The organism is Actinoplanes sp. NPDC049118 (genome assembly GCF_040648555.1).
In the GTDB taxonomy this organism is placed as follows: Bacteria; Actinomycetota; Actinomycetes; order Mycobacteriales; family Micromonosporaceae; genus Actinoplanes.
In genome coordinates this window covers 207,764-220,782 of record NZ_JBEZDY010000013.1, presented here as the reverse complement: position 1 = coordinate 220,782, position 13,019 = coordinate 207,764, and the positions used below count along the sequence as shown (strand labels likewise).

Here is a 13,019-nt window from a genome sequence, read left to right as displayed (position 1 = left end):
CCAGCGATGAGATCTCTGTCCCGGAGAACCCGACTTCGACGCGGCCTCGCCGCGTCGGCGGCGGCCCTCCTCGGCGCCGGCATGGTCGTAGCCGGCTCGTCGCCCGCGGAGGCCGCCGCCGCCTGTACGGTCGTCTACCGCGTGCAGAGCCAGTGGAGCGGCGGCTTCACCGGCGACATCGCCATCACCAACGCCGGTGACCCGGTGACCAGCTGGCGCCTCGAGTACGACTTCCCCGACGCGGCGCAGCGGGTCACGCAGGGCTGGAGCGGCGTATACACGCAGAGCGGCCGGCACGTCACGGTCAACAACGCGGCGTGGAACGGCAACCTCGGCACCGGCGCCACGGTCAGCACCGGCTTCAACGGCACGTTCGGCACCGCCAACCCGGTGCCGACGGCGTTCACCCTCAACGGCACGCCCTGCAACGGGGCCGCCGCCGCGCCCACGGTCTCCATCACCAGCCCGGCCGCCAACACCCGCTACACCGCGCCCGCCTCGATCCCGATCGCGGCGACCGCGGCGGCGGCGAGCGGCGCCACCATCAGCAAGGTCGAGTTCTACCACGACGGCCTGCTGCTGGGCACCGACACCGCCGCACCGTACGCGTTCACCTGGGGCAGCGTCCCGGCGCAGACCGCGGCGTACCACCTGCAGGCCATCGCGTACGACTCGGCGGGCGTGAAGAGCGCGACCGCCGACGTGCCGGTCTTCGTCGACGCCTCGACCACACCGGCCGTCGTCGCCGACCCCACGTCCCTGACGGTTGCGCCCGGCGGGTCCAGCACGTTCAAGGTGGCGCTGTCCAAGGCGCCGACGGCGAGCACCACCGTCGCGGTCGCCCGCAGCGCGGGTGCCACCACGGTGTCGGCGACCCCGGCGTCGCTGACGTTCACGACGGCCAACTGGAACACCGCGCAGACGGTGACCGTCGCCGCGACCGCCGCGGCGGCACTGAACTCGACCGCCACGTTCACCGCGTCGGCCACCGGCCACACGGCGGCGACCGTCACCGCGACCGTCCTCGAACAGGGCAGCGCGAACGCCCGGTTCACCCAGCTCTACAACGACATCAAGAACCCGTCCAACGGCTACTTCAGCCCGGAGGGCGTGCCGTACCACTCGATCGAGACGCTAATCGACGAGGCGCCCGACCAGGGCCATGAGACGACCTCCGAGGCGTTCAGCTACTGGTTGTGGCTGGAGGCCGAGCACGGTCAGGCGACCGGGGACTGGGCGCCGTTCAACTCGGCCTGGTCGACGATGGAGAAGTACATCATCCCGTCGCACGCCGACCAGCCGACCAACGACAAGTACGACGCCTCGAAGCCGGCAACCTACGCGGCCGAGCACCCGCTGCCCTCGCAGTACCCGTCGCAGCTGGAGTCCGGTGTCTCGGTGGGCTCGGACCCCCTCGCGGCCGAGCTCAAGAGCGCCTACGGCACCTCCGACATCTACGGCATGCACTGGCTGCTGGACGTCGACAACGTCTACGGCTTCGGCCACTGCGGTGACGGCACCAGCCGGGTCACCTACATCAACACCTTCCAGCGCGGGCCGCAGGAGTCCACCTGGGAGACCGTGCCGCAGCCGTCCTGCGACACGTTCGCGCACGGCGGCCCGAACGGCTACCTCGACCTGTTCACCAAGGACTCGTCGTACGCCAAGCAGTGGAAGTACACGAACGCACCCGACGCGGACTCGCGCGCCGTTCAGGCCGCCTACTGGGCGCTGACCTGGGCGACCGCGCAGGGCAAGGCGTCGCAGATCTCCGCGGCCGTCGCCAACGCCGCGAAGATGGGCGACTACCTGCGCTACTCCTTCTACGACAAGTACTTCAAGAACCCGGGCTGCACCTCGACGTCCTGCACGCCGGGAACCGGCAAGAGCAGCTCGAGCAACCTGATGTCCTGGTACTACGCCTGGGGCGGCGCGACCGACACCCAGGCCGGCTGGGCGTGGCGGATCGGCTCCAGCACCAGCCACTTCGGATACCAGAACCCGATGGCGGCGTACGTGCTGTCCAACGTGGGCGCGATGGCGCCCAAGTCACCGACCGCCAAGGCGGACTGGCAGGCCAGCCTCAACCGCCAGCTCGAGTTCTACCAGTGGCTGCAGTCGTCCGAGGGCGCCATCGCCGGCGGCGCGACCAACAGCTGGAACGGCAACTACTCGGCGCCGCCGTCCGGCACCCCGACGTTCTACGGCATGGCCTACGTCGTGGCGCCGGTCTACGAGGACCCGCCGTCCAACCGCTGGTTCGGCATGCAGACCTGGTCGCTGGAGCGGCTGGCCGAGTACTACTACCTGACCGGTGACGCCAAGGCCAAGTCGGTGCTCGACAAGTGGGTGCCCTGGGCCCTGGGACAGAGCACCATCAGCGCGACCGACTTCTCCATCCCGTCGGACATGGAGTGGACGGGCGCGCCGGCCACCTGGAACGCCTCGAACCCGGCCCCCAACACCAACCTGCACGTCACGGTGACGAGCAAGGGCCAGGACCTCGGCGTGGCGGGTTCGTTCGCCAAGCTGCTCACCTACTACGCCGCGAAGTCCGGCAACGCCGCGGCGAAGACGGCGGCGAAGAACCTGCTCGACGCGATCTGGACGAAGAAGGACGCGAAGGGTGTCTCGGTGACCGAGACGCGGGCGGACTACAACCGGTTCGACGACGTCTACAACGCGTCCACCGGCCAGGGCCTCTACATCCCGCCGGGCTGGACCGGCAAGATGCCCAACGGCGACGTGATCGCCCCCGGCAAGTCGTTCCTGGACATCCGCTCCTTCTACAAGAACGACCCGGACTGGCCGAAGGTGCAGAACTACCTGAACGGCGGCGCGGCACCGACCTTCAACTACCACCGCTTCTGGGCACAGGTCGACGTGGCCACCGGCTACGCGGACTTCGCCCGCCTCTTCCCGAACGGCTGAGGGGACCTGTCATGAGAAAGAGATTCCTGTACGCGGCCGTGGTGCTGCTGGTCACCGGCGTCGGCGTCACCGTGCTGCAGAACCAGGCGTCGGCACACGGCGCGATGATGGTGCCCGGCAGCCGCACGTACTTCTGCTGGAAGGACGGCCTGTCCGGCACCAACGGAGCGATCATTCCCAAGAACCCGGCCTGCGCCGCCGCGGTGGCGCAGAGCGGCACCACACCGCTCTACAACTGGTTCGCCGTGCTGCGCTCGGACGGCGGCGGCCGGATGGCCGGCTTCATTCCGGACGGGCAGCTGTGCAGCGGCGGCACCGGCGGCCCGTACGACTTCACCGGCTACAACCTGCCCCGCAACGACTGGCCCGTCACCCACCTCACGGCGGGCGCCAGCATGCGGTTCGACTACAACAACTGGGCAAAGCACCCGGGCACGTTCTCGCTGTACATCACCAAGAACACCTGGAGCCCGACCCGGGCGCTGGCCTGGAGCGATCTCGAGTCGACCCCGTTCTCCCAGGTGGTCAACCCCGAGTCGGTCGGCGGTCCGGGCACCAACGACGGCCGCTACTCGTGGACGGGCAACCTGCCGTCGGGCAAGAGCGGCCGGCACCTGATCTACTCGGTGTGGTCGCGATCGGACAGCCAGGAGACGTTCTACGGCTGCTCGGACGTGACCTTCGACGGCGGCAACGGTGAGGTGACCGGCGTCGGGGACGGCACCACCACCCCGCCGACCACCCCGCCGACGACCCCGCCGACGACCGGCCCGACCACGCCGCCGCCGACGGGCGCCGGCTGCTCGGCGATGTACTCGATCACCGGCGCCTGGAGCAACGGTTTCCAGGGCGAGGTCATGGTGCACGCCGGATCGACGCCGGTGAACAACTGGACGGTGTCGTGGACGTTCCCGGGTTCGCAGACGGTCAGTCAGCTGTGGAGCGGCAAATACACCGGCAGCGGGTCACTGGCCACGGTGAAGAACGAGAGCTGGAACGGCTCCATAGCCGCGAACAGCCACACCACCTTCGGGTTCCTCGGCAGCGGTACCGCACCGACGACCGTACAGAACCTGACCTGCACCACACCCTGAGGTGAGGAACGGGGCCCGGGAGCGATAGGGCGCTCCCGGGCCCCTTACCGTGGTGCCGCGGTGCTGCCGCGGACGATGAGTTCGGGGGTGACCGTGACATGAGCCGGGGATTCCGCGTCGTCCGGCCCGGCCATGTGCTCGAGCAGCAGGGTGAGGCTGCGCCGGCCCAGCTCGGCGAAGTCCTGGCGCACCGTGGTCAGCGGCGGCAGGAAGTAGCCCGAGTCGGGCATGTCGTCGAAGCCGACGACGCTGACCTCCTCGGGCACCCTGCGGCCGGCCTCGTGCAGGGCGCGCAGCACGCCCAGCGCGATCCGGTCGTTGGCGCAGAAGACGGCCGTGACGGACTCGTCGCGGGCCAGCCGCTGGCCCTGCAGGTAGCCCGACTCGGCGTTCCAGGACTGCGGGACGATCGGGGGCACGACGGCGCCGGCCCGGTTCAGCGCGTCGCGCCAGCCGGCGATGCGTTCCTGCGCCTCCGGCCAGTCCGCCGGCCCGGCCACATGGTGCACGGTGCTGTGGCCGAGGGCGAGCAGGTGCTCGGTGGCGAGCCGGGCACCGGTGGCGTTGTCGATGCGCACGGTCGGCACCGCCTCGGTCTCGCCGGCGCCGCCGACCGCGACACAGTAGAGATCCGAGGGGGCCTGCAGCAGGCCGTTGGTCACCGCCGGCTTGGGAGCGATCGCGATGATGCCGTCGACGGCGTGCTGGCGCAGCCGGTCGACGGCCTCGAGCACCGGGCGCCGGTCGAGGTTGCGCACCATGGCGATGCTGACCAGGTAGCCCGCGGTGCGTGCGGCGTCCTCGATGCCGTAGAGCATGGAGGCCGGCCCGAACAGGGTGGTCTCGAAGCCGATGATGCCCAGCGTGTGCGACTGCCGGGTGACCAGGGTCCGGGCGGCCAGGTTGCGGCGGTAGTCCAGCGACTCCATCGCCTCGAGGACGCGTTCCCGGGTCTCCTGCCGCACGTTCGGATGCTCGTTGAGCACCCGCGACACGGTCTGGTGCGACACGCCGGCGAGCTTGGCGACGTCCCGCATGACCGCCACCGGCTTCTTCGATGCCACGCAGTTCCCCTTGTCGCTGTGGCGCTGTTGTCGACCACAGTGTAGGTCTTGGAGGTTTCCGAACAGTCCTCGTGACCTGGGTTTCGCCGCGGTGTCCGACGCTTTCTCGCGTCAATCAGCGATCATCTCTTGACGCCGCGTTTGGGAACGGTAACACTCCTGAAACGCCCCATGTGACGGCAGCCACTGCATCGCAGCAGAACGGCCGTCGTCAGGCTGCTCCGCGCGCTCATACCCCCGGCGCGGCGGCGTCGCCGAACCCCCCTCCCTGACGAGAATCCACCGGCACCCACGTAGTTCAGATTGTGAACGCTAACAAATGAGATCCCTGGAGGACGTTGTGCGAAAGAATTGGTCCGCGGCGGTCCTGGCCGGTGCCCTGGCCGTCGGCGCTCTCGCCGGCTGCGGTGGCGACGGCGACGGTGGCGGCGGTGGTGACGACAAGCTGACCATGGGCTTCTCCCAGGTCGGCGCCGAGAGCGGCTGGCGGACGGCGAACACCAAGTCGATTCAGGAGTCGGCCGCCGCGGCCGGGATCGAACTCAAGTTCTCCGACGCGCAGGGCAAGCAGGAGAACCAGATCAAGGCGATCCGCTCCTTCATCGCCCAGCGCGTCGACGTGATCGCGTTCTCGCCGGTGGTCGAGTCCGGCTGGGACCCCGTGCTCAAGGAGGCGAAGGACGCGAACATTCCGGTCATCCTGACCGACCGTTCCGTCGACTCGGCGGACACCACCCTCTACAAGACCTTCATCGGCTCCGACTTCGTGCTCGAGGGCAAGAAGGCGGGGGAGTGGCTGGTCAAGGAGTACGAGGGCAAGTCCGAGACGGTGAACATTGTGGAGCTGCAGGGCACGCCCGGTGCCGCGCCGGCCAACGACCGCAAGGCGGGCTTCGCCGACGTCATCAAGGCCGACCCCAAGTTCAAGACGGTCGCGTCGCAGACCGGGCAGTTCACCCGCACCGACGGCAAGGAGGTCATGGAGGCCTTCCTCAAGACCTACCCGGACATCGACGTTCTCTACGCGCACAACGACGACATGGGGCTGGGTGCGATCGAGGCGATCGAGGCGGCCGGTAAGAAGCCCGGCACCGACATCAAGATCATCACGGTCGACGCGGTCAAGGACGGCATGACGGCGCTCTCCCAGGGCAAGATCAACTTCATCGTGGAGTGCAGCCCGCTGCTCGGCCCACAGCTGATGGATCTGGCCAAGAAGGTCAACGCGGGCGAGCAGGTCGAGGCCCGGGTGCTGACCGAGGAGACCACCTTCAACCAGGAGCAGGCCACCGCCGCCCTGCCCGACCGCAAGTACTGACACACCGTAAGCGCGGCACCGCCCCGGCCCGCCGGCCGGGACGGTGCCGTCGGCGAAGGAGACGACGATGGGTGACCCGCCGATCCTGCGGATGACCGGCATCCGCAAGTCCTTTCCGGGGGTGGTCGCCCTGGACGGGGTGGACTTCTCCCTGCGGCCCGGCGAGGTGCACGCCCTGATGGGCGAGAACGGCGCCGGCAAGTCGACGCTGATCAAGGTGCTGACCGGGGTGTACGGCATCGACGCCGGCGACATCCGGCTGGACGGCGCCCCGGTGCGCTTCGCCGGGCCGCTGCAGGCCCAGCACGCCGGGATCAGCACGGTCTACCAGGAGGTCAACCTCTGCGCCAACCTCTCCGTGGCCGAGAACATCTTCATCGGACGCGAGCCGCGGCGCCTCGGCAAGATCCGCTGGGCCGAGATGCGCCGCCGCTCGGCCGCGCTGCTCGAGGGCCTCGACCTGCACCTCGACGTCACCGCCCCGCTGAGCGCGTACTCGCTGGCCATCCAGCAGATGGTGGCCATCGCCCGGGCGATCGACGTCTCCGCCAAGGTGCTGATCCTGGACGAGCCCACCTCCAGCCTCGACGCCTCCGAGGTGGACCGGCTCTTCGAGGTGATGCGCCGGCTCAAGCGCGACGGCGTCGCGATCCTGTTCATCTCCCACTTCCTCGACCAGGTGTACGCCGTCGCCGACCGGATGACCGTGCTGCGCAACGGCCGGCTCATCGGCGAGTACGCCACCGCCGAGCTCACCCAGATGCAGCTGGTCACCAAGATGATCGGCAAGGAGCTCACGGTCCTCGAACGGCTCGAGGAGGAGCCGCGCACCGTCGCCGCGGGCGTCGACGCCCAGCCGGTACTCGAGGCGCACGCACTGGGCCGGTCCGGGGCGATCGCACCTTTCGACCTGACCGTGCGCGGCGGCGAGATCGTCGGGCTGGCCGGGCTGCTCGGCTCCGGGCGTACCGAACTGGCCCGACTGCTCTTCGGCGCGGACCGCGCCGATCACGGCCGGCTGGAGATCGACGGCGGACCGGTCACCCTGCGCACCCCGCGGGCGGCGATGAACCACGGCATCGCGTTCTCCTCGGAGAACCGCCGCACCGAGGGCGTCGTCGCCGAGCTGAGCGTCCGCGAGAACATCATCCTCGCGATGCAGGCGGCCCGCGGCTGGTCCCGGCCGATTCCCCGGCGCCGGCAGGACGAACTGGTCGCCCGCTACATCAAGACCCTGGGCATCCGGCCCGCCGACCCGGAGATCGCCGTCCGCGACCTCAGCGGCGGCAACCAGCAGAAGGTGCTGCTGGCCCGCTGGCTGATCACCGAGCCGCGGCTGCTCATCGTCGACGAGCCGACCCGCGGCATCGACGTCGGCGCCAAGGCCGAGATCCAGCGGCTGCTGGTCGAGCTCGCCGACGGGGGCATGGCGATCCTGTTCGTCAGCGCCGAGCTCGAGGAGGTGCTCCGGCTCAGCCACAAGATCGAGGTGCTGCGCGAGCGGCACCTCGTCGAGGAGCTCGACAACACCGGCGGCGGCGTCGACGCCGACCGGGTGATGCAGGCGATCGCGAGCGGAGCGAACCCGTGACCAACCCCACCCGGCACCGGCTCTTCTGGCCCGCCGCCGTCCTCGTGCTGCTGCTGGCCAGCAACGTCTTCTTCGCGCCGCGCTTCTTCACCATCACCCTGCAGGACGGCCACCTGTACGGCTCGCTGATCGACATCCTGCGCTCGGCGACCCCGCTCGCCCTGGTCGCGCTGGGCATGACCGTGGTCATCGCCACCGGCGGCATCGACCTCTCGCTGGGCTCGGTGATGGCGATCGCCGGAGCGGTGGCCTGCCTGCTCATCGGCGACCTGCCCGACCAGAACAGCGTGGGCGGCGTCCTGGTCGCGGTCGGCGTGGCCCTGGTCCTGTCGGCGCTGCTCGGCGTCTGGAACGGCGTGCTGGTCTCGGTGATCGGCATCCAGCCCATCATCGCCACCCTGATCCTGATGGTGGCCGGGCGCGGCATAGCCCAGCTGATCACCGACGGGCAGATCATCAACGTCTCCTCGGCGCCGTTCCGGGTGATCGGCGCCGGCTACCTCTTCGGCATCCCGGTCTCCGTGATCATCGTCGCCGTCGTGGTGGCGGCCTCGGTGCTGCTGGTGCGCCGCTCCGCGCTCGGCGTGCTGATCGAGTCCGTCGGGGCCAGCCCGACCGCGAGCCGGCTCGCCGGAATCCGTGCGCGCGGGCTGACGATCACGGCGTACGTCTTCGCCGCGTTCTGCGCGGGCATCGCGGGCCTGATCTTCGCCTCCAACGTGGCCAGCGCCGACAGCAACGCGGCGGGCAACCTCATCGAGCTCGACGCGATCCTGGCGGTGGTCATCGGCGGCACCGCGCTGACCGGCGGCCGGTTCTCCATCGCGGGCAGCGTGCTCGGCGCCGTGCTGATCTCGGCGCTGGACATCACCACGTACACGATCGGCGTGCCGGCCGAGACCACGCTGCTGTTCAAGGCCGTCGTGGTCGTCGTGCTCTGCCTGAGCCAGTCCGCCGCCTTCCGCGCCGCGGTGTTCCGCCGCCGCCGCACCGCCCCCGCCACTCCCGCAGCCGAGGTCTCCGCATGATCGACATCAGCGCGCCACCCCAGCCCGAGACCGCCGCGGTCACGCCGCGCCGGCGGCGCGGGCTCGACCGGCGGCACATCCCGGTCCTGGCCACCCTGGGCCTGTTCGCCTTCATGTACGGCCTGGGCGTGGCCAACTACGACAACTTCTCGGACACCCAGGTCTTCCTGAACATCTTCGTCGACAACGCGTTCCTGCTGGTCGTGGCGGCGGGGATGACCTTCGTGATCCTCACCGGCGGCATCGACCTCTCGGTGGGCGCGGTGGTCGCCCTGACCACCGTGGTCGCGGCCACGCTGCTCGACGCCGGCTGGCCCGCGATCGTGGTGCTGCCCCTGGTGCTGCTCATGGGCACGTCGCTGGGGCTGGGCATGGGCGCGGTCATCCACTACTTCAAGGTGGAGCCGTTCATCGCCACGCTCGCGGGTATGTTCCTGGCCCGCGGGCTGTCGCTGCTCATCAACCGCAACTCCATTCCGATCACCGATCCGTTCTGGACGGCGATGGCGCAGGAGCGGATCCGGTTCGCGCCCGGGATCTTCATCTCGACAAGCGTGGTGATCGCCCTGGTCGTGGTGCTCATCGGCGCCTACGTGCTGGCTTACACGCGCTTCGGCCGTACCGTCTACGCGATCGGCGGCAACGCCGACTCGGCGCTGCTGATGGGCCTGCCGGTCGGCCGGACCCGGATCGCCGTCTACACCGTCAGCGGGTTCTGCTCGTCGCTGGGCGGCGTGCTGCTCAGCTTCTACATGCTCTCCGGATACAGCCTGCACGCGCAGGGCATGGAGCTGGACGCCATCGCGGCCGTCGTCATCGGCGGCACGATCCTGACCGGCGGGTCCGGCTACCTCTTCGGCACGGTGCTGGGCGTCATGGTGCTCGGCATGATCCAGACCGTCATCACCTTCCAGGGCGACCTCAGCTCCTGGTGGACGAAGATCGTGATCGGCATCCTGCTCTTCGCCTTCATCGTCCTGCAGCGCCTGGTGACCAGACGCACCGGCTGAACACCGGCCACCGCCGCCGGAACCGCTCCGGCGGCGGTGGCCGGGTCAGCGCAGCCCGGCGAACAGGTCGTCCTCGGGCAGCGGCGCCCCGGTCCTGTCGTAGACCCGCAGGAAGGTCTCGACGCCCATCAGCTCGGTGAACCGCTCCCGGCCCATGCGCAGGAACATGGCGTTCTCGCCCTGGCTCGCGTGCGCGGCCAGCGCGTCGAATTTCTGCACGCCGAAGCCCCGCGTGTCCACCCAGGTGCTGATCTCCTCGTCGGGCAGGCCGATCCGCGGAGCACCGGCGTCCCCGGCGATCCGGTCCTCCTCCCAGTCGACCCCGGACTCGCGCAGCGCGTCGCCGAAGGCGGCCATCCCGGAGTGCGGCTCGGTCGACCAGTAAACCTTTGCGGGGATGCCGGTCCGGGCGACCGCCTCCATGGTGATCCGGTGCGCCTGGATGTGGTCCGGGTGCCCGTAGAAGCCGTTCTCGTCGTAGGTGACGACGACGTCCGGCGCGTAGCGGCGGATCAGCCCGGCGAGCCGATCCGCGGCCTCGGCGACCGGGGCGCCCCAGAAGGCGCCGGGCGCGTCGTTGGTGTGCCAGCCCATCATTCCGGAGTCGGCGTAGTCGAGCAGCTCCAGGTGCGTGACCTTCAGCTTGGCGCAGCTGGCCTCGAGCTCGGCGCGGCGCAGCGCCGCCACCGCCGCCGGGTCGTGACCCGGTTCGCCGGGCTTGACCCCGCCCGGTCCGTCGCCGCAGCGACCGTCGGTGCAGGTGACGAGCACGGTCGTGATCCCCTCGGCGGCGTAACGGGCGAGGACGCCGCCGCTGCTCGAGGCCTCATCGTCGGGATGTGCATGAACCGTCATCAAGGTCAGGGGGTGATCGGCCATGACGTCACCCTACGATCACCTCAGTAGGTGATCTTGAAGGTGGCGTCCTGCCGGTCGGTGGCGGGGGAGCCGCTGCCGATCGGATCGATGCGCAGCACGTAGTTGGAGTGCCGCAGGTGGCGGTCCGGGAAGTTGAACGAACGCAGCGACGTCCAGCTCGCGTCCGCAAGGCCCGGGACCCGGTAGAAGGTGGCGTCCGCCCTGAAGACGCCGCTGCCGTCGTCGGCGCCGAGGACCATCGCGTAGTCGGAGTGCCGCAGGTACCGGGTGGGCAGGTTGACGGAGCGCAGCGAGACGCCCGCGGGGTCCGCGAGGCCCGGCGCCAGCGTCCACAGTTGATCCTGGTACGGCTCGAACGGGTAGCTGTCGATGCGGCCGACGTTGTTCGCATGCCGGACGTAGCGATCCGGGAAGTTGTACGACTTGAGCCGGTTCCAGGCCGGAACGCCCCAGGCGCTGGTGAGGCCGGACAGCTCCGCCGCGGTGATCGCCGTGATGCCCGGGTGTTTGGAGTTGAGCGGCTGGGTGTATTCCCGGTCGCCGAGCAGCGTCCAGGCGCCGCCCGCGACGTTGCCGGTCTGCCAGCAGAAGAACCGCCCGTTGGGGCTCCAGGTGTCGCCCCACATGCGCCAGAGCTCGGCGGTGTTGGACTTGACGATCTGCGGGGCCTCGACTCCCCGGCCGGGGCCGATCGCGCCGGTGTAGACGCCGAAGCTGCCGGGGTTCAGCGAGCCGGACCGGGCGCCGAGCAGGGTGCTATTGGTGTTGTTCTTGAAGTACAGGTAGTCGACGCCGCCGACCGTGACGAAGCTGCCGTCGATGGCGTCGTAGCCCGGGTCGAAGAAGGTCTGCGGCGCCGAGGCGGTGACGAAGTCGGTCGTGTGGTTCACCAGCAGGACGTTGTGCCCGCCGACCACGGCCGAGTACACCACGGCGTACCGGCCGCGGGCCGCGTCCCAGACGGCCTCGGGTGCCCAGGCGTGCGTCGCCAGGGAGTGCACCTTGAGCAGCCGGTAGTTGCGGAAGGTCCCGAGGTCGCTGGAGTCCCAGACGTGCAGGTACTGACTCTGGTACGCCCAGTCGGTGCCGTTGAGATCGGTGGCGAGCACGACGAAGGTGCCGTCCTGCCTGCGCAGGATGAAGGGGTCGCGCAGTCCGCGGCTGCCCAGCGTCGGGGTGGCCACCGGGGCGTTCTGGTTCAGCGGGGTCCAGTTCAGGCCGTCGGTGCTGACCGCCAGGTGCAGGGCGTAGTTCGCGGCGGTCATGGACGGCGACTCGGTGAAGTAGGCCATCGCGTACCCGGCGTAGGTGGCGGCCCGGGCCGCCCCGGGGCCCAGCAGCGACCCGGTGGCCGATCCGAGGGCGACCGCCCCGCCGGCCGCCATGAAACCACGTCTCTTCATCGGCGCACGCTCCTTATCGAGAGAGATCGATGTTACCGTTAACACCGTCCGGTGGACAAGCCGCGGCAGACGCCGCCGGCCGGTACGGGGACAATCGCCGGCGTGGATGTCCCCGAACTGCTGCGCCAGGCGGCCCGTCAGGTCCCGGCCGGCCTGCCCGTGGCCGACGTGGACTCCTATCTCGCGCACGGCGAGTGGGAGACCGCGCTGGACGTGCTGCTGGACCTCGGCGACGCCCACCCGGCGACGACCTCCTTCTGGCGCACGCTCGGCGACGCCGCGCACGGGATGCGGCTCGACCGCAGCGCCGCCTGGTGCGCCTGGCGCCGGCGCGAGGTGCTGCACGGGGTCATCCGGGCCGAGTTGCGCCTGCTGCCCGGCGCCCGCAGGCACCCGATCCCCGGCGCCGGCCGGCTGCGGTCGCTGTGGAACATCGGGCTGGTCACACCGGCCGGCGAGCCCGGACTCGCCGTCGCGCTGATCTGGGTCGAGTTCGCGCCGGACCTGCCGCCGGGCGGGCGCGGCTCGGTACGGCTGGCGCCGCTCACCGCGGCCGACTGGCGCCACCTCGGGCCGGGCGACCCGATCACCATGCACGACGGCCGCGCGGTCTGCGGCGCGGCCGTCATCACCGAGGCCGCGTTCCCCGCGGGTCGAGATCACCGGCGCCGGCCACCGGCCGGGTGAGCCGGCGCGCCCGT

At 70.1% G+C, this 13,019-nt stretch carries 10 protein-coding genes; 7 read left to right on the top strand and 3 right to left on the bottom strand.

What is annotated here, in order from left to right; all coding sequences use genetic code 11:
• Positions 1 to 6 precede the first annotated feature (6 nt).
• Together AB0B58_RS22300 and AB0B58_RS22295 are read left to right on the top strand one after the other, a co-directional pair.
• Positions 7 to 2,931, top strand: a complete 2,925-nt coding sequence (locus AB0B58_RS22300; RefSeq protein ID WP_360226529.1) for a glycoside hydrolase family 48 protein — start codon at positions 7 to 9, stop codon at positions 2,929 to 2,931.
• 11 nt (positions 2,932 to 2,942) lie between these two features.
• Positions 2,943 to 4,025 carry a lytic polysaccharide monooxygenase gene (locus AB0B58_RS22295; RefSeq protein ID WP_360226526.1) on the top strand — a complete coding sequence of 361 codons (1,083 nt, stop codon included), beginning with the start codon at positions 2,943 to 2,945 and terminating at the stop codon, positions 4,023 to 4,025.
• A 44-nt stretch (positions 4,026 to 4,069) separates the two neighbouring features.
• On the opposite strand, the gene AB0B58_RS22290 is transcribed toward AB0B58_RS22295, so the two are convergent.
• Positions 4,070 to 5,089, bottom strand: a complete 1,020-nt coding sequence (locus AB0B58_RS22290) for a LacI family DNA-binding transcriptional regulator (RefSeq protein ID WP_360226523.1) — start codon at positions 5,087 to 5,089, stop codon at positions 4,070 to 4,072.
• Between the two features lie 319 nt (positions 5,090 to 5,408).
• Between AB0B58_RS22290 and AB0B58_RS22285 the strand changes: the two genes are divergently transcribed.
• The 4 genes from AB0B58_RS22285 (at position 5,409) to yjfF (ending at position 10,036) form a co-directional block, all read left to right on the top strand.
• On the top strand, positions 5,409 to 6,407 hold the full coding sequence (locus AB0B58_RS22285; protein WP_360226520.1) for an ABC transporter substrate-binding protein: 999 nt from the start codon (positions 5,409 to 5,411) through the stop codon (positions 6,405 to 6,407).
• A gap of 67 nt (positions 6,408 to 6,474) precedes the next feature.
• Positions 6,475 to 7,998, top strand: a complete 1,524-nt coding sequence (locus AB0B58_RS22280) for a sugar ABC transporter ATP-binding protein (RefSeq protein ID WP_360226517.1) — start codon at positions 6,475 to 6,477, stop codon at positions 7,996 to 7,998.
• Positions 7,995 to 9,026 carry an ABC transporter permease gene (locus tag AB0B58_RS22275; RefSeq protein ID WP_360226514.1) on the top strand — a complete coding sequence of 344 codons (1,032 nt, stop codon included), beginning with the start codon at positions 7,995 to 7,997 and terminating at the stop codon, positions 9,024 to 9,026. Before AB0B58_RS22280 ends, AB0B58_RS22275 begins: the two co-directional genes overlap by 4 nt.
• Positions 9,023 to 10,036, top strand: a complete 1,014-nt coding sequence (gene yjfF, locus AB0B58_RS22270) for a galactofuranose ABC transporter, permease protein YjfF (protein ID WP_360226511.1) — start codon at positions 9,023 to 9,025, stop codon at positions 10,034 to 10,036. The genes AB0B58_RS22275 and yjfF overlap by 4 nt, the downstream gene beginning before the upstream one ends.
• Positions 10,037 to 10,081: 45 nt before the next feature.
• Here yjfF and AB0B58_RS22265 read toward each other — a convergent pair whose 3' ends face one another.
• Positions 10,082 to 10,915, bottom strand: a complete 834-nt coding sequence (locus AB0B58_RS22265; protein ID WP_360226508.1) for a PIG-L family deacetylase — start codon at positions 10,913 to 10,915, stop codon at positions 10,082 to 10,084.
• 20 nt (positions 10,916 to 10,935) lie between these two features.
• A complete protein-coding gene (locus tag AB0B58_RS22260; RefSeq protein ID WP_360226505.1) occupies positions 10,936 to 12,318 on the bottom strand; it encodes a glycoside hydrolase family 43 protein in 1,383 nt (460 codons plus the stop codon).
• Positions 12,319 to 12,420: 102 nt separating this feature from the next.
• On the opposite strand from AB0B58_RS22260, the gene AB0B58_RS22255 reads away from it, so the two are divergent.
• Entirely contained in the window at positions 12,421 to 13,005 is a 585-nt protein-coding gene (locus AB0B58_RS22255) for a hypothetical protein (RefSeq protein ID WP_360226503.1), read from the top strand.
• Positions 13,006 to 13,019: the final 14 nt, after the last annotated feature.

What these genes read in the sequence shown, in the direction of transcription:
- AB0B58_RS22300 (WP_360226529.1), top strand. Translation starts at nt 7, where the DNA reads ATGAGATCTCTGTCCCGGAGAACCCGACTTCGACGCGGCCTCGCCGCG.
- AB0B58_RS22295 (WP_360226526.1), top strand. Translation starts at nt 2,943, where the DNA reads ATGAGAAAGAGATTCCTGTACGCGGCCGTGGTGCTGCTGGTCACCGGC.
- AB0B58_RS22285 (WP_360226520.1), top strand. Translation starts at nt 5,409, where the DNA reads ATGAGATCCCTGGAGGACGTTGTGCGAAAGAATTGGTCCGCGGCGGTC.
- AB0B58_RS22260 (WP_360226505.1), bottom strand. Translation starts at nt 12,318, where the DNA reads ATGAAGAGACGTGGTTTCATGGCGGCCGGCGGGGCGGTCGCCCTCGGA.
- AB0B58_RS22280 (WP_360226517.1), top strand. Translation starts at nt 6,475, where the DNA reads ATGGGTGACCCGCCGATCCTGCGGATGACCGGCATCCGCAAGTCCTTT.
- AB0B58_RS22265 (WP_360226508.1), bottom strand. Translation starts at nt 10,915, where the DNA reads ATGGCCGATCACCCCCTGACCTTGATGACGGTTCATGCACATCCCGAC.
- yjfF (WP_360226511.1), top strand. Translation starts at nt 9,023, where the DNA reads ATGATCGACATCAGCGCGCCACCCCAGCCCGAGACCGCCGCGGTCACG.